Source organism: Streptococcus oralis (assembly GCF_001983955.1).
Taxonomy (GTDB): Bacteria; Bacillota; Bacilli; order Lactobacillales; family Streptococcaceae; genus Streptococcus; species Streptococcus jiangnanensis.
This window is the reverse complement of record NZ_CP019562.1, coordinates 649,652-671,260: the sequence shown is the minus strand read 5'-3', so window position 1 is coordinate 671,260 and position 21,609 is coordinate 649,652. Positions and strand designations below refer to the sequence as shown.

Genomic DNA, 21,609 nt, shown 5'->3' with positions numbered 1-21,609 from the left:
AATAAGATACAGTCCGTTCGACTGAGTTTATTTCGTATTGATTTGGTTAAAACGAGCGAGCTTAGCTGCTTTCTTGGTTAGTTGTGACAAGATTGCCAAACGATTTTGTCGAACAGTCTGATCTTCAGCCATTACCATGGTGTTTTCAAAGAAAGCATCAATAACTGGGCTAAGCGCAAAGAGTTGTTCTAATTGCTGACTTGCAGTTCCTGACAAAACGAGTGATTCTACTGCTTCCGCCAAGGCTTTCTCTTCTTCATTCTCAAAGAGAACAGGATCGATCGTGTCAGAACCTTCTGCCTTCTCAGCCAAGTTGAAAGCACGTGATAGGGATTCGACAGACGATTTGAAATCTTCTTTCTTGCTTGCTTCGACAAGAGCACTTGCTGCTTCCAACATATCCGCCACAACAAAGTTTGAACTTGCAAGAACTGCTTCCTTGATATCTTTTGGAGTAGAACCCATCATCTTATCGACACGAGCCTTGATAAAGTCCATGACCTCCGCTTTATTTTCATAAGTCAAACTGTCGAATTTCAGGGTATGAAGGCTATCAATCAGCTCATCCATAGCAATGTGCCAACCAAAAGCATCCAAGATACGAACTACACCTTGAGTCGCACGACGAAGGGCATAAGGGTCATTAGAACCTGATGGAATCAAGCCTACTGAGAAGAAACTCAAAATCGTATCCAATTTGTCTGCAATGGCTAGAATGGCTCCCACCTTACTCTCTGGAAGAGCTCCGTCAGCTGATGTAGGCATGTAGTGTTCACGAATAGCAGCTGCCACCGCTGGAGTTTCTCCAGCAAGAAGAGCATATTTCTCACCCATAATTCCTTGGAGTTCATCAAACTCACCAACCATACCCGTCAACAAGTCAAACTTGTAAATAGCTGCTGCACGCGCTAGGTCAACTGTTTCATCCACTGACAAACCAGCTTTTTCTGCCAAGAGAATGGCAATCTGCCCTGTACGAATCATGTGTTCACGAAGGGAACCAATCTTCTCATGGAAAGTCACATGGTTCAATTTTTCAACAAGATCTGAAATGACCAATTTTTGGTCTTCACGCCAGAAGAATTCTCCGTCTTCCAAGCGGGCAACTAGGACTTTTTCATTCCCCTTGATGACATTTTCCAAATACTCTGCATTTCCGTTACGGACTGAAATGAAGTTTGGCAAGAGCTTGCCATCTTGATCACGAACAACAAAGTATCGTTGGTGTTCCTTCATCGAAGTCACCAAAACTTCTTCTGGAACGTCAAGGTATTTAGCATCAAAACTTCCCATAAAGGCAGTTGGGTATTCAACCAAGTTCAAGACTTCGTTCAGCAAGTCGGCATCAATTTCGATACGTACACCATGTTCAGCTTCAATTGCCTTGATTTGGTCAACAATCATTTGCTCACGTTCACGAGGATCCGCGATTACAAACTGCTTACGAAGATCTTCTTCGTAGCTCAAAGCTGACTGAATCTTGGTTTCTTGTCCTAGGAAACGATGACCACGGCTCACACGACCACCCTTAATATCAAGGAAATCCAAATCAAACTCTTCTTCATCTAAAAGAACAGTTAAAGTGTGTACGGGGCGGATATATTCAAAGGTGTTATTAGCCCAGTGCATGCTGACAGGGAAAGTTAGTGACTTCAAGACGTCTACTACACCTGGAACAATGGCTTCAACTGGTTGCCCCACTTCTTCCTTGGTAACATAGACATATTCTTCACCTTTGATTTCACGGAATTCAATATCTTCAACTGTCAAGCCTTTTCCACGGACAAATCCTTGAGCTGCTTTGGTGAAGTTTCCATCACTATCCAAGGCGATTTTCTTTGCTGGACCCTTGAAATCTTCTGTCAAATCAGACTGTTTGTCTGCAAGTCCAGTCACACGAACAGCCAAACGGCGTGGTGTGGAGAAGGTTTGAATAGCTTCAAAAGACAGGCGGTTTTCCTTGAGGAAGGCTGCCATTTTTTCACCTAGTTGTTTTTCGCTTGGAGTTACTACGTAGGCTGGTAACTCTTCAAGACCGAGTTCTACTAATAAGTTTTTTGTCATGTTTTTTCCTTTACATCTTCTTCAATCTTTTCTTTTGATATGCACCTTAGGTACTGGGGATGTCGCTAACTAACTTTTGTGAGTCTGTAAGGAAATCTTATACCAAATAAACTAAGATTTCCAACAGTCTCATCAAAGTGGATTTAGCTGACTGATTTTTGAACCCAAGGTTTCAAAAATCCCCACATAACAGTACGGCGGTGCATATCCCTCTAGCAAGTCTTAGACTTGCCTTTAACGATTTTAGAGCACAGTATTACTTACTATTCTGCGTCTTCTGCTAGGAGTTTAGCTCGTGTTGCTTCATCCAGAAGTGGGTAGCCTAGGCGTTTACGTTCTGCGACAAATGTTTTGGCTACGACACGGGCCAGGTTACGGATACGGGCGATATAGCCTGCACGCTCCGTTACGGAAACGGCACCACGCGCATCAAGCAGATTAAAGGTGTGTGAACATTTGAGAACATAGTCATAGGCAGGGTGAACCAAGCCTTCTTCCAAGGCACGACCAGCTTCCTTTTCAAACTTATCAAAGTTTTCAAGCAACATTTCTTGGTCCGAAATTTCAAATGAATATTTTGAATGCTCGTACTCAGGCTGGATAAAGATTTCTCCATATTTTACACCATCTGCCCACTCGATATCATAAACAGAGTCTACTTCTTGGATGTAAGAAGCCAAGCGCTCCAAACCATAGGTAACTTCCGCAGTCACAGGGCCCGTTGCCAATCCACCAACTTGTTGGAAATAAGTGAACTGAGTGATTTCCATCCCATCAAGCCAAACTTCCCAACCGAGACCTGCAGATCCAGTCGATGGATTTTCCCAGTTATCCTCAACGAAGCGAATATCGTGTTCCAATGGATTGATGCCCAATTTTTCCAAAGACTCAAGGTAAAGTTCTTGGATGTTTGATGGAGAAGGCTTCATAACCACTTGGAATTGGTGGTGTTGGTAAAGACGGTTAGGATTTTCTCCATAACGACCATCAGCAGGACGGCGTGATGGCTCCACATAAGCCGCATTCCATGGCTCAGGACCAATAGCACGAAGGAAAGTGTAAGGACTCATCGTCCCCGCACCTTTCTCATTATCATAAGCCTGCATCAGCATACAACCTTGGTCATTCCAAAATTGTTGCAAAGTCAAAATAATTTCTTGAAATGTTAATTTCTTAGACATTGAATACTCCTTTAGTTTTTATATTTCTTTTTCAATTAATTTCTGCTGAACAAACCAATTTAACAAGGGAAGAGTTTTATCTGTGTTTGCCCATAGATGATAAGAATCGAAGACCGCTTGTACACTACCTAGATTTTCTACCAACTTATCTACTGTCAAAAAACTACGCCAGTATTCGTAAAAAATACTTGCATAGTTCTTATCATAAGTAGAGGAACCAAAATCATTCAATGAATGCCAACCATACTTCTTCTGATAAAGTTCTACGAGAGATTGATTACAAATTTTTTCCGCTTGAAATTCCTCTTCTGTCAAGAAATACTTGCGACTAATATATTCAACCATCCCTTCTTCAAACCAGATGTAAGAGTCGTAACCATCAAAATCATCTGAAAAATGCTCCGACCAATGAGCTAACTCATGTCCTACAATCTGTAAGAGGAAATTTTCAGATAAAGAATGATAGTGACTTTCTATTGCTTGAGTTTGCTGAGAACGCTCGTAGTCCATCAACTGATACAAATACAGCTCTTTCCAAACAGTTAAATCAGGCGTCATAACCATTCGTCTATTATTTGTATAGGCAGGAACAGGAATTTCCCTAATAATCTGTGTAGCAGCATTAAAACCTGACCAAATGATGGCTTGCGGTAAATCGTAGACTGCAAGTTCATTCTTTAAAAAAGATTGATAAGCCTCCAACTTTTCAGTATTTCTTAATACAAAATCACGAAATGCAACTAGTTGGCTATCATCTTTTACAAGATAAAGGTTATCCACGACTCTCCTTTCTTTTACACACATAGGCTGAATAAACAAAAGAACCGCATCCGACAATCCTAGGTTGATTTAACCTAGGGGCGTCAGAAACGCGGTTCCACCCTAATTTATTACTTCATTGTTTTTAAAAATACGACAGAAAGCGCCAGTTTCTTACCTTGTCCTACTTGGCTCCCACTATCCCAAGCTCGCTGAAGAACGCCATAAGACTTTCTTTCCTGTTGAATATTATATCAGAAAGGTACAAAATTTACAATTCTTTTTCTTACTTTCTAAAAATCCATCTCATCCACACGAGGTGCGCCCGAAGTCACTGAAATTGTCTTTAAGACTTGTCGCTCGTCTTTGCTGAGTTCAATCCCAAAACAGTCAAGATTGCTCTGGATACGAGAGGCTGTCACTGACTTGGGTAGGGGTAAAAATCCTTCTGCCAAACTCCAAGCCAAGGAGATTTGAGCCACTGATTTCCCATGCTTATCAGCAATTTCTTGGACTTCTTTCTGTTCAAACAACTCTCCTTGTCCAAATGGCCCCCAAGCCTCTAAGAGAATTCCTTTCTCTCTACAGTAGTCAACCACTTCCTCTTGATAAACTCCTGGTGCCAAGCGCACCTGATTGACCGCTGGAATGACTCTTGCTGTCTCAAGCAAGGCATCCAAATGATGAGGAAGGAAATTACTAACGCCGATAGCACGGATTTTGCCTTCTTGGTAAAGATCCTCCATCGCTCTCCAGACTTCAGCATTGCGAGTTTTCCATTCGTCATTTTCTCTTAAAGGTTTTGGATTTGGCCAATGGATAAGGTACAAATCTAGATAATCCAATCCCAGTTTTTCCATTGATTCTTCAAATGCTTGGCGAGCTTCATCATAGCTGTGATTGGTATTCCAGAGTTTGGTCGTTACAAAGATTTCTTGTCTTGGAATACCGCTATCTCGAATAGCACGACCAACACTTTCCTCATTTTTATAGATAGCTGCAGTATCGATATGTCGATAACCATCCTTTAAGGCTTCTAAAACGGCTTGGTAGGCTACCTCTCCATTTTCAGCTTTCCATGTTCCAAATCCTAGTACAGGAATTGAAATTCCATTATTAAGGGTATAAGATTTCATCGTTTTTCCTTTCTATGTGAAGAAAATCTAAAGAAACAAAATCCTGATTATCAGAACACTTGCTCCTTTAGATTTTAAAAATTATTGATCACGATCGTAATAGATCTCGTGAGCTTTTAAGCGAGAATTGAGTAATTCAGGAACGGTCACAAATGTATACCCTTCACCCTTTAAATACTCAATAACACTTGGTAGAGAATTAACAGAAGGACCATGGATATCATGCATGAGAATGATAGAACCATTGCGAACCTGGCGCTGTATCTCTGTCAAAATGGCTGTCTCGTTTTTACTCTTCCAGTCCAAACTATCCACGTCCCACATGATGAAGCTTAAATCAAGGCCGTTTCGAATATCATCAGTGATGGCACCATAAGGTGGGCGCATCAGTTTAGAGCTTGATCCTAAAACTTGAGTTAACAGATCTTCTGTATCAGTGATTTGCTTTTTAGCATCTTCGAGCGAAAGTTGTGAAAGAACGGGATGACTCCAGCTGTGGTTTCCTACAACATGACCTTCAGACTTCATCCGTTTAAGGATGTCTTCATTACCAGCGATGTTTTTACCAAGTACAAAGAAGGTCGCTTTTACTTTGTACTTAGCTAATGTATCCAAAGCTTGTGTAGTTGTAGACGGATTTGGACCATCATCAAAGGTCAGTGCTACAACTTTTTTGTCTTTTTGTGCAAAGTAAGCTTGATAGAGTTCAGCATCTTTTTCTAATAGATAAGAGGACTCCAAAACATCAAAGAAACTGGATATGGGTAGAGCAATTTCCTCAACAGTCTCTCCAGGATTAGCAGGATAAAGGATGATTTGACTATCCTTATAATCAAAGCTCCAAGATGTCAATTCTTGGTCTGTGAAGCTCTTTATAACTTGATCAATTTTTGCCTGGTCAAGTTTCTTATCTTCTAGAGTTGTTTTGATTTGAGTCAGTAAGAGTTCCTTAGCCTTGCTAGCATCTTTGAAGAGTTTGCTAAGGTCAAAATCTTTCCCATCTTCAGTCAAGAAAATTTTCCCTAAGGAAGTCTTTTCTTTTTCTTCAACCTTTGATGCAGACAAATCGTAGACTTGCTTACTGATACTACGAGCAACAACTCCCTTTAAGACTGGGTCCAACTGCTCACTATAATAAAAGACCAAATCCTCTTTATCTTCCAGCTTTTCTTTGATATCCTGGTTGATTTTTTCTCTAACAGACGCAATGACTTCCTCTCCTTGCAGAGGGTAGTAGGCAATCACCTCAGCTTGACCTTTTCGGAAATGGTCCTTCTGACTACCTGAGTTGAATTGCTGGTCCTTTTCGCTTTTTAGCGCTTCAATTTTTTGTTCGTAAGATTGCTTTTGTAGTAGCTTATAACCAATAGCACTCCCTAATAGAATCGTAGCAATTCCTAAGATTCCAACAAGGGAAAGCAATAGCCTTCTCGTTTTATCGTGAGAAACACGTTTCGCTCTATTTTTTTTCATATTTCCATCATATCAAATCGAGGCTATTATTTCAATGATAAACAGGGATTCTGTCTTTTTTTAGGAAAATAAAAAAGCTTAGAAATCTTCTAAGCTTCTATTTTTAAAAACGAATCGCTTCACGTGTTTTCTCATATGAAGTTACAAAACGGTTTGTAACCCCTGGTTCAGCAACTTCCAAGGCTTGTGAAATTTTTTCAAATGATGCCTGGTAGTCAAACTCTTTTTCAAAAATTTCAAGCGCTTCGTTGAAGGCCTCTTGGATACGCTCATCAAATGAACGGTAACGGTTTGAGTATTGGAGTAGTTGCTCCGTCAAGGTTGCATATTGAACGATATCATAGGTTTCTGTTTCAAGTGCTTCCATATCATTTGTTGCAATTTCAAGAATTCGTTTAACCGATTCAATATTCACTTGTGGTTGTTCTAACTCTGCCATCAAATCTTCTGTGTTATGACTTGCAGTAAAGAAAAGTTTCAAGAAACTTTGAGGAATACCTGGCAAGTTTCTCTTCTCCATGTAACGTTTGATAGTATGCAAACGGTTCACATAGACATTTGCTTTTTGGCGAGCATTGAGGTCGTCTTTTTCAATTTGCGCAAGTCGTTCGCTAACAGAGATTTGCTCATCCTCTATATCCTTGAGGTTGCTTTGAAGCATTTCCAACTGTTCTTCAAGAGCAGAGTAGGCTTGTGTTGACTCACCTTGATCCTCTGTCACTTCCATGATTGCCGTATCAAATGCAGCCAATTCTGCTTGAAGACGACGAACATGATTTCCATCACTTTCAGGAAGAAGGTAGGTTTTAGTCAAGCGTTCAAGATCTTGAACAAGCACCTGATTATTTTCTTTCAAGTGGTTGAGATAAGTTGGTAATGTAGCAAGAAGACTTTCAACTACTTTTTGAGCTGCAATTTCACGAGTGAAGATATCATAAAGGGCGTTGATTTCTTCTTGGATGCGATTATTTTCATACTCTGCATTGTCCAACTCCAACTGACGGATGTTTTCTTGATTATTCTTCAAAGATTCATGCAAAAGTTGGAAACGAGACTCGATATCTGTTTCTGTAAAGTGGTAGTTGGCATCCAACAGCTTGCGATAGCCTTCTTCCAAATCTGCTAATTGTTCTGGCAGTTCCTTTGTCAAGGTTTCAACAAGAGCTGGAATTCGCTCAACGATGTGTGTCAAAGCAAGAATATGATTTTCAGTTGAATCAAGAATTGCTGCCGCTTCAACTGGGTCACCTGATGAATTTAGGGTAACAAATTGAGAGAATTCAGATTGGATGTTTTCCAATTGTTTCTCAATCTCAGGAAGGGCCTTCCCATATTTCTCCGAGTCTTCTGCAACGGTATGTTGAAGGGATTCAAACAAGTCCAAGGCATGAAGGACACGGCCACTATTCTTAGATTCTTGCTTTTCAAGTTCAGAAAGGGCATTGCGAATAGCTGCAATATCTTCTTCAATCAAGCCAATTTGGCTTTCAATTTGATCAATCTTGTGAGCAGCTTTGAAAAAACGGAAAGAATTATTGTAGCTTTCAGCTTCAAAGAGGTGATTTTCAATATCAGCAAATGAATTCAGAGATAAATCAACCCATTTTTGGTTCCATTCACGGAAGGTCACCTGACTTTGACCAATCAAGTGCATGTTTTTAACTGCTTCAACCTCATCATTTACAGGAAGGTTGTAGAGTTCTTCTTTTCTTTCTTCAAGGGCCGTTAATCTGCTTACATTACGCTTACGTAAAAAGATAGCTGTTACATAAGCTAAGATCAGAATGACTGCAATCGCAACCATTAGATAAATTAGTTGTCCATTAGACATATCAAACTCCTTTTATACTAGAAACAATCGTAATGATTATATCATATTTTTTAAACCAAGGGAACTATTTCCCACATTTTTTAGACGTCAAGTGTACTGTAAACAGCGTTTTCTTCGATAAATTCGCGACGAGGTTCTACTCGATCCCCCATCAACATATCAAAGATTTTATCTGCTTCGGCAGCATCATCTACCGAAACACGCGCCATCAAGCGATGTTCAGGATCCATGGTTGTTTCCCACAATTGGTGGTCATCCATTTCTCCCAAACCTTTATAACGTTGGATGGTTGGTTTTGAACGCCCTTCACTATGACGTGCTAAGGCTTCTTGGAGTTTAATTTCTTGATCTGCACCAGGTTGAATGTATTCTTTGATCTCACTTCCCACTTTAACCCCATAAATCGGTGGTTGGGCAATATAGACATAACCAGCCTCTAAGATTGGTTTCATGTAGCGGTAAATCAAGGTTAGCAGGAGAGTTCGAATGTGGGCTCCATCAACATCGGCATCGGTCATCAAAACGAGTTTTTGGTAACGAGCCTTAGTGACATCAAATTCTGCACCAAATCCTGTTCCCATGGCTGTGAAAAGACTTCGAATTTCTTCGTTTGCAAGGATTTTATCCATGCTAGCTTTTTCAACGTTCAAGATCTTACCACGAATTGGAAGGATAGCCTGGAACTCACGGTTACGACCAGATTTGGCTGATCCACCAGCTGAGTCTCCTTCGACGATGAAGAGTTCGGTTTCAGCTGGGTTGTTCGAAGAACAGTCTGCTAGTTTTCCAGGAAGATTGGAAATTTCCAAACCAGATTTCTTGCGTGTGACTTCACGCGCACGCTTGGCAGCTACACGAGCCTTGGCAGCCAAGATCCCTTTTTCCACGATACGCTTGGCGATCTGTGGATTTTCCATAAGGAAATCAGAGAAGGCATCGCTGAAGAGGCGATTGGTAATCTTGACTACTTCACTATTCCCCAGTTTGGTCTTGGTTTGTCCTTCAAACTGCGGATTTGGATGCTTAACTGAGATAACTGCTGTCAAACCTTCACGGACATCTTCTCCTGTTAGGTTATCTTCATTGTCTTTTAGTAGCTTATTCTTGCGGGCATAATCATTGATAACACGCGTCAGAGCTGTACGGAAACCTTGCTCATGTGTTCCACCTTCATGGGTGTGAATGTTATTGGCGAAACTCATAACGTTTTCGTGGTAACCGGTTGTGTACTGCATGGCTACTTCAACTGTGATATCATCCATCTCACCGTCTGTGTAGATTGGTGTATCAAAGATCACATCCTTGTTCTCGTTGATATATTCAACGTAGCTAGCAATCCCACCCTCATAGTGGTAATGTTTAGTCTGTTCGAGACCTTCACGCCTATCTGTGATGGAGATTCGAAGGCCTCGATTCAAAAAGGCTAGTTCTTGAATACGTTTGTTTAATTTTTCAAAGTCAAAAGTTGTTGTTTCTGTAAAAATCTCTGGATCTGGTGTGAAGTGAACTGTTGTTCCCGTTTTATCCGTATCTCCAACCACCTCAAGATCAGCAACAACATGACCACGACGGTATTCTTGGTAATGAATCTTACCATTTTTGTGGACATGAACATCTAGTTGCGTTGAAAGAGCGTTTACTACTGATGAACCTACACCGTGCAATCCACCTGAAACCTTGTAACCGCCACCGCCGAATTTTCCTCCAGCGTGAAGAACTGTAAAGACGGTCTCAACAGCGGGACGTCCTGTCTTTTCCTGAATATCAACAGGAATTCCACGCCCATCATCCACTACGGTGATGGAGTTATCTGGCTCTATAAAGACTTGGATGTGACTGGCAAATCCAGCTAGGGCTTCGTCAATTGAGTTATCAACGATTTCCCATACTAGATGGTGAAGACCTTCTTTTGAAGTCGATCCAATATACATACCTGGACGCATACGAACAGCTTCAAGTCCCTCCAAAACTTGAATTTGACTGGCATCATAATCCTGTGCCTGTTGATTTTTGATTTCTTCTGTCATTTTTTCCCTTTTCTTACATGTCTATTGCTTGTCTCAATGTCGCAACGTTATTAAAAAGATAGGCATCTAAGCCAGCAGCTTTACCTGCTTCTACATCAATATTTCTGTCACCAATGACCAAACCAGATGTAATATGATATTTATCACGTAAATAAATCATGGACTCAGGATCTGGTTTCCGTTTAAAGCCAGAACTGGCAGTCACCACCTCGGTGAAGTAGTTCGCTATCTGGGTCTTAGCAAGAAGTTCTAGCACTTGGTCATTTCGATGAGAAACTAAGAAATGGCGACCACCCTTGTCCGAAATGTCTTTGAGTAATTCTGGAATTCCCTCAAACAAAACTGGGTGCTCTAGCTCACGTGCTTCATTTTCTTTGTAGTGCTCTAAAAAATCCTCGATATCTGGAGCAAACTTCTCAATGGCAAAAGCTGTCGAAACCTTCAAGGCTTCGTAGACACAGTCGTGTTCTTGCTCTATTCCGTATTGGGCTAAGGTTTCTACAAAGGCTGCAGTAGAAGTCTCATAATTATCCAATAGGGTACCACCTAAATCCCATATATAGTCGTGATATTTCATACCCTTCATTATACCATTTTTTTATGAAAAAAGCGATGATTTCCTAGATTTTTCCAAGTAAAAAACGAGAGCCGAACTCTCGTCTTACTGTTGATTTCCAAAGACATCTCGATAGAGCATGCCAACTCGTAAACTTTCAGCATCTCCTCCCAACTGCTCTACCAACTCATAGGCAAAGGCAAGTGCGGTTGACGGTCCTCGGCTGGTTGTTAGATTGCCATCTACAACCACTGTTTGCTTTTGATAAATTCCGTCAGTAATTTGCTCCTGAACTCCGTCATAACAAGTAAAGTGCTTGTCTTTCAGGACACCTGCTTGATGGAGGGCGATTGGGGCTGCACAGATGGCAGCAATTTTCTTTCCAGCTTTGTCAAAGGCTTTAATCTCAGAAATGAGGGCTTGATTATCCCGTAGGTGAGCTGATCCTGGCATGCCACCCGGAAGAACTACCAAGTCATAGTCAGACAAATCACTATCAAAGATACGGTCAGCTTTTACCTGAATGCCATGTGATCCTGTCACGTGCTCTTCAAATCCTACCATATCACAGGAAATGTTTGCTCGACGCAAGACATCGACTACTGTCAAGGCTTCAATTTCTTCAAAACCTTGGGCCAAGATAACTGCTACTGTTGCCATAGTGGCCTCCTTATTTGATTTGTTTTAGGACGACTTTCTTTCGTTTGAATGGAACTTTTCCACTTTTCTCCTCCGCTAGGTTGGTCTGGTAACTCATAGATAAGAGGAGACCGACACCAATGAGGTTGCTAATAATTGCGGAGCCCCCTTGAGAGATGAAAGGTAGAGGAATCCCTGTCAAAGGAAGTAAGCCTGTCACGGCACCGATATTTTCAAAGATATGGAAGAGCAACATCATGATAAATCCAGTCGAAATGTAGGTGTAGAACTGGTTATTTGACCTGAGCGTAATCTTCAACATCCGGTAAATAAGAAGCAAGTACAGGGCAACCACAAAGACCGAACCAATGAAGCCGAAATCTTCAGCAATCACGGTGAAAATCATATCGCTCTCGCGTACTGGAATGAGGAGATTGGACACATTGAAACCTTGTCCAAACAAGCCACCACTTCCAATCGCAATTTGTCCCTGCGCCTGTTGGTAAGTCGTTGTTTGCGCAAAGTCAAAGGGATTGAGCCAAGCCAAGATGCGGTTGATCTGGTAAGTTGGCATTCCAATCTGATGCAAGAAGGCACGTCCATCCTTGCTTATAAAAATGGCCATAAAGCCTGCAACAGCAGTCACTCCTGTCGCAAAAACCGGAATGATAATCTTCCACGAAACACCTGAAAGGAGAACCATACCGGAAAAAATAGCTACAAAGACCAAGGCAGTCCCTAAGTCACTTTGTAGGGCTAAGAGGATCAAGACTGGTATGGTAAAGGCGATCATCCAACCAATCAATAGGAAATCCAAGGGAATAGTCCGTCGCCATTCCTTGTGTTTTTGAGTGAATCTTACAATGGCTCGAGCCAACATCAAGATATAGGAAATCTTCATGAATTCCGATGGCTGGAAAAGTGTCGTTCCACCAATCGATACCCAGTTCTTGGCACCTGTTGACGCTACAAGATTTGGATTGTAGAAAACAAGAGGGAGGACCATCAAAGCTAGCCCTAGACCATAAAGATAGGGAGTCACCTTCCATAAAAACTCGGTATTAAAGAACATGACCACAAATCCAATGACAAGACCCAAGGCAATCCAAGCGATTTGCTGACCTAGAATTGGTAATACATTATTTGGATAGTCATGACTAACTGCTATATAAATGGCCACTACTCCAATCACCAGTAAACAAAACACTGGTAGGAGAAGGCTATAATCGACTCGAGAGTCGAGTGAACGTTTCATATTTTTTACCTTTTCTCTTTCTGGGATTTTTCTTTCATTCTATTGCGACGAAATTGGAGAAAATCAGCTACAGCAGGCTCTAGCTGTTCTATAGAAAGAACCTGAACAGCCCTTTCTTTTGACAAGGCCTGGGCGATTTGTTTGCCGTAACGCTTGCTGACAACTCGACTGTCTAAGATTACAGCAACCGAACCTTGGTCAGGTCGTCTAACAGTACGACCAAGGGCTTGTTTTAGCCGAATAATCGCCATCGGCAACTGATAATCATAGAAAGGATTTTTCCCTTCTTGACGCAGTTCTTGGTTTAATTTTTTTGTTAAAGGTTCTTGGTGGTTTTGGAAAGGCAATCTCGGAATCACTTGAATCACGCAAGGATGGGTTGAAAAATCAACTCCTTCCCAGAAACTGCCTGTTCCAAGCAAGATCTGGCGTTCACCTTTTTCAAAACGTTTTTTCAGTTGGCTTGGTTCCCCATTTTTATACTGAGCTAGATGCGGTTGGTCGAGCAGGTCCGAAACTGCCAGCAGCATTTCTTTTGAGGTAAACAAGACCAATAAGGGTTCTTGAAAGGCTTGTAACCTTCGGATAACAGAAGCCACTTCACTAGCATAGTCAAAAGGCGAAACTTCTGTCACAAGAGGAAAGTCATTGACTAGAAAGACTTCTTGTTGCTCCTGTTTTGCTACATCAAGCTTAACAAGCGGAGCGTCTGGAAATCCCAATAAATCTGCTAGGGAAACCCGATTGCTGATTTCAAGAGTGGCAGATACTCCTAGGAGCCTGCAATCTTCTGGCAATAGGTCTGCTAGTATAAAGCGGCCTTTTTTACTTGAACAAATCAAGACATCCTTGCTCGATTTTTCTGCTGTAGCAAGCCAAAATTCACGGTCCGAGGTGAAAAAGTTTGCAATCTCTCTATACTCTGGGAGAGCTAACTCCGAAAAATGCTGGCGCAACTCTTCAAGAGAATCCAACCACTTTCCATTCTTAAGACCTGATTGATACTGCTCCATCAAGTATCGACATTCAAAGCTAATACTCTCAAGCAAGCGTTTCTGAACCAAATCTTCCTCTGACTCTAAGGACTTTTCAATTTGAGTTACAAGATCCTCAAGGTGATAAGCCTGCTGGGCTAGATTTTCGAGAGCTAGCAGCATTTTTTGAGCTTCATCCAAAATTACCAAACGGTTATCAACAAACTCTGGATTGTCTTCCAAACGAGTGACCAGATAGGCATGATTGGTCAGAAGAACACGACTGGTCTTGCACTTTTCCTGCCCTCGTTTCCAAAAATCCTCTGTAGCAAATAAACTTTTCTTTGAAAGCTTGCCATCGTGGACTAGTTCTGGCAGAAAATGCTGGTAGCGGTAAAGTTGCCCGATTTCGTCCAAGTCACCTGTTTCTGTCTCTGTTAGCCAGATAAGCAGTTGCATCTTAAAGCGAGTGAAAAGGCGATTGGACTCCGGTCGATGGAAGACTTGGTGAAAGGCATCCAGTTTTAAGTAATTTTGAGGCCCCTTGAGACTATGAATCTCCAGATGGAAAACCTCTTTTAAGCGCTGACCTTCTTCTTGCATGATTTGATTTTGAAGAATTTTGGTCGGAACACTCACTAGGATACCTGCTTGACTCTCCAAGTTCAAAGCTGGGAGGAGATAACCATAAGTCTTACCCAGTCCCGTTTGGGCTTGGATAAAGGAAATCTGGTGTTCTTCCAATAATTGCTCAATCTTCTCCGCAAATTCCAACTGTTGCGGACGCTCCTCCAGCCCCAATAAAGAAATGTTTTTAGCAAAGTCTTTGGATAACTTTCGTGGGACTAAGCCTTTGCTTTCCTTTCTGAGGAAAAGCCCATGAAGTTCCATCAAGTCGGGCGAAGATAAGAGAGATTGTTGCTGATAGACTTCCTCAATCACAAGATAACTTTCATAGAGAAGGTTGTCTGCAAGGTTTAATAAGCTTTCTAAAAGCCCTTTAGGTAGCTCAAAAAGTTTTTGACGCATGTAAAGCAAGAGTTCAGCTGTTGCCTGAGCATCTGACAGGGCAGTATGGGCATGTTCCAGCTCAATGCCCAATTCTTGACAAAGGATACCTAGATTGTATTTTTCAAACTGAGGATATAGAACTTGGGCAAGCTCAACTGTATCCACCCGAGGTGTGCGCAATTCATATCCTTCAAAAAAGAGAAATTCTGCAAGAAGGTTGGCATCAAACTGTACATTGTGCGCAACAAAAATACCGTCCTTAACCAATTCAAAAATTTTTCCAGCCACCTGAGAAAATTCTGGTGCCACAGCCAAACGCTGATCGGTCAGACCCGTTAATTCTTTGATATGAGAATCCAAGGGTTCATGGGGATTGACATCAGTCGCATACTGATCGATGATTTCACCATTCTCAATCACCACAATGCCTACTTGAATAATTTTTGCCTTGCTTCCGGTGCTGGTCGCCTCTAAATCAACGACTACATACCGATCATTTCTTGCATTCATCATTAAAAATTATATCAAAAAAAGCATGATTTGACACCCCTCAACTTTGATAACAATCTCACTTTCCTTGCGAGTTTGACTAAAAATCAAGACCTTAAAAGTGAGAATTTCTCGCAAATTCAGCAGTTGATTCCTGATTCTGAGGTATTTGAAAACCTTATTAACAAAGCTACATCAACAAAAAAAAGACAACTAAGGTATTAGCTGCCTTTTTGAGATATTTTTTTCATTGCTTTCGGAAGTAGCTTGCTAATTTCTGTTGGCAAGACAAGGTAGTGTTCTTGAGCAAGTTCTTGCGCGATAACTGAATGAAGGTGGGTTGCTGCCACCACTCTTTCATAGAGGCTGACTTGATGAAACTGACCTGCAAAACCTGCAATCATCCCAGCAAGTGTATCTCCCATTCCACCAGTTGCTTGATAGGGGCCTCCGACTTCTAATTGATAATATTCAGGCTGACCGACTTGCCAGATACGAGTTGCCGGACCTTTCTCAACTAGAATCGTTCCTTGAGGAAACGCTGAAAGAGCACTAGCAGTCGCCTCTGTATTTTGATGGTCAAGAACTATACCAGACAGTCTTTCCCATTCCTTTTGGTGGGGAGTTAGGATGAGCTGACTAGATGGGAATGTCAAATGAGCTTTTGCTAAGATGCCCAAAGCACCGCCGTCTGCAATCAAAATCTGGTCTTTTCTAAGGCTGTCAAAGACCCGTTTTACGAGTTCTTCTCCGAATGCATCTTCTCGCAAACCCGGACCTAACAAGACAACTTCTGCCTTTTCCAACTGCTCTTTTAACAATTGCTGATCTTGAAGAGAAAATGCCATGGCCTCAGGTAAATGACTGTGCAGAGCCGGAATATTTTCCTTATCCGTGCCAACAGTCACCAACCCTGCCCCACTTTCGACAGCTGCAATGGCTGGCATGATGATAGCTCCCCCATAAGGATAGGTCCCTCCCAGCAAGAGCAGGCGACCGTAATCTCCCTTATGGCTGTGACGACAACGTTCAATAATAACTTTTTCTAATAAAGCTTGATCAATCACTTTCATCGTTTTTTCCCTCTCTATTCATTATACTATAAAGTTTATTGACCTTGCATTTTAAACATAAATCTCTTCCTTCATATAGAAAAAGAGGGGACAAAGCCCCTCTACGAAATATCTCTTTTTTCAAAGTCAATTAATTTCTTTTTTACTTTTTGCGACAAAGATAGCAGATAGAGCTAGTCCAACACTTGCCAAGAAAATAGCTGTTTCTGACTGTTTCTCACCAGTTTCTGGCAATCTCTTGTCTTCTTTGGCAATTTGAACTGGTGCTCCTGAAGTCTGAGTTTTTTCTAACAAACTTAGCTTGAACTCTGGTTTCTCTACTGTCGGTGCTGCCTGGTCGCCTACTGTTGATAAGGGACCTGTGTAAGCTGGGAGCTCATGTTTAAAGGCCATAACGGAGTTGACTCCGCCCTGGAACTCAGGTTTCTCTACCATTGGAGCAGTTTGATCACCTACTGTTGCTAGCGGGCCTGTGTATTCTGGCAATTCATGCACTAGAGCCATCACTGCATTGACGCCACCCTTGAACTCAGGTTTCTCTACTGTTGGAGCAGCTTGGTCACCTACTGTTGCTACTGCACCTGTGTACTCTGGAAGCTCATGTACCAAGGCTTCAACTGCATTGACACCACCTGTGAATTCAGGAACCTCAAGAACAGGTGCTGGTTCTTCACCCTTGCTTGATTGGATCGGTTCTTCTGTCAATTCTTGATGGAAGCTTGCCAATTCATAAAACTCAGCCTTGCCGCCTTCCCAGACTAATTTGACGTCTAGAAGAGAGCCACCATTTCGGATAGCGAAGGTTTGGAGACTAGATGTAATGGCACCGAGGTCTGTCCAACTGTCTTGACCATCCTTGAGTGTTCTAGCAAGAACACGTGCCTTAGCTCCTTCAGGAAGACTGGAAACGATACGAAGGTGGTTGGCATTGGTTGGATCAGATAAGTGATACACCAATTCACCCTTATCTTTTTCAGACTTGTAGCTGGTCAAGACTTTTCCGTCTACAAGATTATTATAAAGGTTGCCCTGACTTTCTCCACTACTTCCTTCTACTGTAGGATCATTGATTGGTTTGACAAATTCACCATCGTTAATGACCAATTCTGTAAAGCCTACAAAACGGGCATCATAATCTGTTGTATAGAGGACTCGGAGATAGTTAGCTTTAACTGGTGTCGTCAATTCGCCCTCGACGTAGCGATTTCCTGGCATCTTAGAATCATGTGTCCAACCATCTGTCAATGAATCATCGTGTTGGCTATTGGCCACACCATCTCCTACTGTCACGACATCTGTCCAAGTTTTACCGTCTTGGCTGACTTGGATCTTACCATCACGAAGGTAGTTTTGAGTTCCGTCTTGGATGTAGGCTCTGATCTTCTTGATGGTACGTTCGCTACCAAGTTTCAAGGTTACGTGACCATCTTTATGGGCGTAGTCTGAAAATTCAACGAAGTTGTTATAAACACCGTCAAATAGTTGATCTAGGTTGTTCAGCTTACGAACATCATTGCTTCCGTATGTTGGATGAATGCCCATTGTTGTAGATTCTAGTTTGGTTGGTTGCACTTCTTTAGTCGTCACAAGGAGAGAAGTCGCTGTAATAGCTTGCTCCTGATCTGTTTTGTTGACCAAACGCACATAACGTACTAAGTGGCTTGCTGCAGATCTATCAGTCAACTGGCTAGCTGGCGTCCATTCTTGCGCATTTGCAGAGTACTCTAGATTAAGAGCTGGATTGGCCTGACCTTGGAGTTGGATGCTCTTGATCTGATGGATACGGTCAAGCTTCATTCCTAGATAGCTATGAGCAGGGAGTTTGGTTCCAGCTGGAATTTGAAGCTCGTAACTGCCCAAGCTACCCACTACCGGCGTTTCCTTCAAGGATTCCACGTTGGTGTCTGTTAAGTCAAAATTTGGACTATCGACATCTACTGTAAATTCCGCAATTCTCCACCACTTATTTAAGGTTTGTGTATTGCGAATGCGAACAAAACGAGTTGTAAATTCTTTCACAATATCAGAAGTTCGTTGCCCTGATAAATTTTGAAGCGTTGTCCAATTTGTACCATCTGCAGAATATTCGATGACACCAGATGCTAGTTTGTCTCGTTCCCCTTGCATCAGATGAACTCGTTTTACTTTGTGCAGCCCACCTAAGTCCATTTTTACCCAGGCTTGCGCTGGTGTGACATTGGTCTGATCAACATGTGCCATCATGGATTCTGTGTTTTCTCGACCATCTTGCATCTGAACAACACTTGTTCCATATTTGTAAACAAGGTTTGGACTTAAACTAATAGTGCCCCTAACCTTCTTACTACCCAATTCTAGGGGTCTGTTAACAGCAATTTCACGCATGGCAAGCCAAGCATTATCCTTCTTAGCTGTTGCTATCATACGAACAGCTTGAGCTGTGATATCGAGGTCATTAAATTCCAGAATACGTTCTCTACCAGTATAAGCGGGGCTCGTTATGGCTACCCATTCTCCATGTTCATTTTGATACTCAACAAGAGCATTACTAAAGGTATAATTATCGGCCGTATTAGTACCCGTAGCGAAACCTAATTTGTGTATTTTAATTGCCTTATTAAAGCGCAAGCCTACATAATCGCCTCTCTCAATCACAATGGTTGTTTTGGCAATCACATGTGTATCAAAGTCACCATCTGTGACTTCTTTCAATCCGCCTTCTATTCCAGCACGATTCGTAATAAATGTTGTCACAAATTTATCTGGATTCAACATTGCTTGGATATGTAAGGCTAAGTATTCTTTGAGATTATTGATAAATGGTCGAATATGTTGGACACCAAATTCTGCGTATTCATAATGGTCAACGTAAAAGAAGGCATACTTAACTGACTGGTCATAATGTTTGACTCCGGCCTGATAATACTCCCACACCTTGGCATCATTCTTTTCAGTAAGACCTTCTGTAGCTGTTAGGAAAGCCTCAAGCGCGTTCATTTGATCTACTGTATTCTCTAACCAATAGTGAATTTGTTCGATTAATTTCTGATCGCCTTTTTCTTTAAGCAGAAGAGCATTGGCTTTCAAACCAGCAAAAATGTCCCTCAACTCTTTTCTTTCAGAATCCAGATTTTGACCAGATTTGAGTTTGTTATAGAATTCTGTCAATTTTGGAGCCAATTCTACAGACTCTTCTAATTTAGTGACATGGGGAGGTCTATTTTGATTGCGCATGTGTTTTCCGAGTTCTCGAAAAGCCTTTGAAACACTGCTTTCTTCAAAATGATCATTGACTACATAGTTAAAGGCCATATCGTTGATTTGTTCTGCTTCTTCTGCACTTCTCCATTGCTTCCATCCATACTGAGCCATATCAAAAAGTGCCACTTTAGATGCTTCAGATTGTTGCATTGGATTTAGCATAATTCCTTGTGCAAGGGATAAATCAACATTTGGATGTAAGAATTTTTCACCACCTCCAAGAATTAGGTGGGGTTTTGTATTGTCATTACATGGCCAGTTAATCCAGAACTGAATTGGACGGTAAGTCTTACCACCTTCTGTTAAATTTTTCTTTAAGTTCGTTAAAAATGTTTGGTCAACAGCCCCCCAGACCTTTCCACCAGTAAGAGTTAAATGGACATTTTCAGGAAGATGTTCATTCAAGGTCCGAAGTTCAGCTTCAGTTCCTTGCCCCATGTACCAGGCAGGAACAAAAATCATATCTTTACGGAGACCACTGTATGTTGTTTGTTTTTCAGTCAACCAATTTGTGATATCTTTCATCAAACGAACATAACTATGGTAACCACCAACTGGGCTTGGTGCATCATCTGCAAGCACACCAAATTCACGCACTCCCACGTCCAACAACTGAGTAAACTTAGCCTTTATGGTTGCAAGATCAGCCTGGTAGTGCGCTTCATTGCCAAAGCGGATACGATTGTTCATAAATGGATGGATGGTCCAAACATAACGTGTTTTCGTTTGATTACCGACACGTGCAAGTTCTCGGATTTCAGCCAGTTTTTCTTCTGGGTAAAGTTCACGCCATTTCTTATTGTGGTATGGATCATCTTTTGGTGCGAAATAGTATTGAGTTAACTTCAATTCACTTCCATAACGCATCAATTCTTTACGATTTTCATTAGACCATGGATTGCCATAGTAACCTTCGATGAAACCACGGTTCTTGAGCTCTGCGTAATCTTCTACTGTAACATTGCGAAGGACTGGTACTTGACTTTCCTTGAGCATGTGTTTCAAGGTTGTCAAACCATAGAAGACTGCATCAGTGTCTTTTCCGACGATAGAAATCGAATTATCCTTGATACTCAAGACATAGGCGTCAATCTTGTCAAAGAGACCTGCTGAAACATTGGACAAGTTTTGCTCTGCTTGTGAACCTTGTCCATGCACTCCAAGATAGATATTGGTTGCGCCAGCGATTGCTGCCTTACCAGTTGTATAAGATACTTGATTGTCCTGCAAGACACTCTTCAAGCGATTGCGAGTATAGATATCGAGTTGATCGCCCATGACCAGATTGACTTGCTTACGAAGGGCTGTGACTCCTTCTTCATAAGTCACTTTTTGTGGAGTTGGAAAGACCTTGTACTCTTTTTTGAGATAGTCTGAGCTCTCGCTGGCAGCTTCAATACTGGCTTCGCTAGCTGGTTTGCTTGCCGTAAATTGATTGGCCAATTCAACTGTTCCATCACCTGTTTGCTCTACTTTTGGAGTTTCAGGTGTAATTGGTTGACTAGGTTTAGCGATTTCTTTATCATTTTGTCCTCCACTCATGGCTTCAGACGGCTTTGTTTCATTCTCTGGAATTCTAGGTGCTTCAGCTGGTTTAAGATTATTTGTCGAATCAGTAGAACCAATCGTTCCTGTAGTTTCTCCATTTTCAACTGTCGAGCTAGCTTCCTTCCCAGCATTTTCCTCTGCTTTCTTCAAAACTGCTGCAAGTTCATCAGGTAACTTTTCCAATGGCTGAGCTTGAGTTATAGTTCCCTCTTTATCTCCTACATTACCTGTTTCTGCCGCCTCTACTAAATTAACACCAAAGATACTGGCACCAATCATAATAGAAGCTACTCCAATAGCGAATTTACGAATACTGTAATGACAACGTTTATTGAAAAAATTTTTATCCATCT

General features: G+C 41.6%; 12 protein-coding genes and 2 pseudogenes. All 14 read right to left on the bottom strand.

All coding sequences use genetic code 11. The features are described from left to right. Positions 1-27: 27 nt before the first annotated feature. Complete coding sequence (gene glyS, locus BWR56_RS03140; protein ID WP_049504981.1) at positions 28-2,064, bottom strand: glycine--tRNA ligase subunit beta; 2,037 nt, start codon at positions 2,062-2,064, stop codon at positions 28-30. Between the two features lie 263 nt (positions 2,065-2,327). Further along, positions 2,328-3,245 (bottom strand): glycine--tRNA ligase subunit alpha, encoded by a 918-nt coding sequence (gene glyQ, locus BWR56_RS03135; protein ID WP_000038733.1) that lies wholly within the window; start codon positions 3,243-3,245, stop codon positions 2,328-2,330. Between the two features lie 18 nt (positions 3,246-3,263). Next, positions 3,264-4,025 (bottom strand): elongation factor Tu, encoded by a 762-nt coding sequence (locus BWR56_RS03130; RefSeq protein WP_061421194.1) that lies wholly within the window; start codon positions 4,023-4,025, stop codon positions 3,264-3,266. A 272-nt stretch (positions 4,026-4,297) separates the two neighbouring features. Continuing rightward, positions 4,298-5,140, bottom strand: a complete 843-nt coding sequence (locus BWR56_RS03125) for an aldo/keto reductase (protein WP_049504977.1) — start codon at positions 5,138-5,140, stop codon at positions 4,298-4,300. Positions 5,141-5,221: 81 nt separating this feature from the next. Next, positions 5,222-6,613: a peptidoglycan-N-acetylglucosamine deacetylase PgdA gene (gene pgdA / locus BWR56_RS03120; protein WP_076984452.1), complete on the bottom strand. Its 1,392-nt coding sequence runs from the start codon at positions 6,611-6,613 to the stop codon at positions 5,222-5,224. 103 nt (positions 6,614-6,716) lie between these two features. After that, complete coding sequence (ezrA, locus tag BWR56_RS03115) at positions 6,717-8,444, bottom strand: septation ring formation regulator EzrA (RefSeq protein WP_049504973.1); 1,728 nt, start codon at positions 8,442-8,444, stop codon at positions 6,717-6,719. An 80-nt stretch (positions 8,445-8,524) separates the two neighbouring features. Continuing rightward, entirely contained in the window at positions 8,525-10,471 is a 1,947-nt protein-coding gene (gene gyrB / locus BWR56_RS03110) for a DNA topoisomerase (ATP-hydrolyzing) subunit B (RefSeq protein WP_000134077.1), read from the bottom strand. A gap of 13 nt (positions 10,472-10,484) precedes the next feature. Beyond that, complete coding sequence (locus BWR56_RS03105) at positions 10,485-11,048, bottom strand: HAD-IA family hydrolase (RefSeq protein ID WP_049504992.1); 564 nt, start codon at positions 11,046-11,048, stop codon at positions 10,485-10,487. A gap of 84 nt (positions 11,049-11,132) precedes the next feature. Further along, positions 11,133-11,687 carry a DJ-1 family glyoxalase III gene (locus tag BWR56_RS03100; RefSeq protein WP_049504970.1) on the bottom strand — a complete coding sequence of 185 codons (555 nt, stop codon included), beginning with the start codon at positions 11,685-11,687 and terminating at the stop codon, positions 11,133-11,135. 10 nt (positions 11,688-11,697) lie between these two features. Continuing rightward, positions 11,698-12,921, bottom strand: a complete 1,224-nt coding sequence (locus BWR56_RS03095) for an FtsW/RodA/SpoVE family cell cycle protein (protein WP_049504968.1) — start codon at positions 12,919-12,921, stop codon at positions 11,698-11,700. 5 nt (positions 12,922-12,926) lie between these two features. After that, complete coding sequence (locus BWR56_RS03090) at positions 12,927-15,416, bottom strand: bifunctional DnaQ family exonuclease/ATP-dependent helicase (RefSeq protein ID WP_076984887.1); 2,490 nt, start codon at positions 15,414-15,416, stop codon at positions 12,927-12,929. Positions 15,417-15,616: 200 nt separating this feature from the next. Next, complete coding sequence (locus BWR56_RS03085) at positions 15,617-16,468, bottom strand: NAD(P)H-hydrate dehydratase (protein WP_076984450.1); 852 nt, start codon at positions 16,466-16,468, stop codon at positions 15,617-15,619. Positions 16,469-16,594: 126 nt separating this feature from the next. After that, a pseudogene (locus tag BWR56_RS03080) lies at positions 16,595-21,214 on the bottom strand (SIALI-17 repeat-containing surface protein); the annotation flags it as partial. A gap of 285 nt (positions 21,215-21,499) precedes the next feature. After that, positions 21,500-21,607: pseudogene (locus BWR56_RS10055) on the bottom strand (YSIRK-type signal peptide-containing protein); the annotation flags it as partial. Between the last annotated feature and the right edge of the window lie 2 nt (positions 21,608-21,609).

Bases quoted from the DNA above. Each gene is read 5' to 3' on its own strand.
- glyS (WP_049504981.1), bottom strand. From the start codon at position 2,064: ATGACAAAAAACTTATTAGTAGAACTCGGTCTTGAAGAGTTACCAGCC.
- glyQ (WP_000038733.1), bottom strand. From the start codon at position 3,245: ATGTCTAAGAAATTAACATTTCAAGAAATTATTTTGACTTTGCAACAA.
- BWR56_RS03125 (WP_049504977.1), bottom strand. From the start codon at position 5,140: ATGAAATCTTATACCCTTAATAATGGAATTTCAATTCCTGTACTAGGA.
- pgdA (WP_076984452.1), bottom strand. From the start codon at position 6,613: ATGAAAAAAAATAGAGCGAAACGTGTTTCTCACGATAAAACGAGAAGG.
- ezrA (WP_049504973.1), bottom strand. From the start codon at position 8,444: ATGTCTAATGGACAACTAATTTATCTAATGGTTGCGATTGCAGTCATT.
- gyrB (WP_000134077.1), bottom strand. From the start codon at position 10,471: ATGACAGAAGAAATCAAAAATCAACAGGCACAGGATTATGATGCCAGT.
- BWR56_RS03105 (WP_049504992.1), bottom strand. From the start codon at position 11,048: ATGAAATATCACGACTATATATGGGATTTAGGTGGTACCCTATTGGAT.
- BWR56_RS03100 (WP_049504970.1), bottom strand. From the start codon at position 11,687: ATGGCAACAGTAGCAGTTATCTTGGCCCAAGGTTTTGAAGAAATTGAA.
- BWR56_RS03095 (WP_049504968.1), bottom strand. From the start codon at position 12,921: ATGAAACGTTCACTCGACTCTCGAGTCGATTATAGCCTTCTCCTACCA.
- BWR56_RS03090 (WP_076984887.1), bottom strand. From the start codon at position 15,416: ATGAATGCAAGAAATGATCGGTATGTAGTCGTTGATTTAGAGGCGACC.
- BWR56_RS03085 (WP_076984450.1), bottom strand. From the start codon at position 16,468: ATGAAAGTGATTGATCAAGCTTTATTAGAAAAAGTTATTATTGAACGT.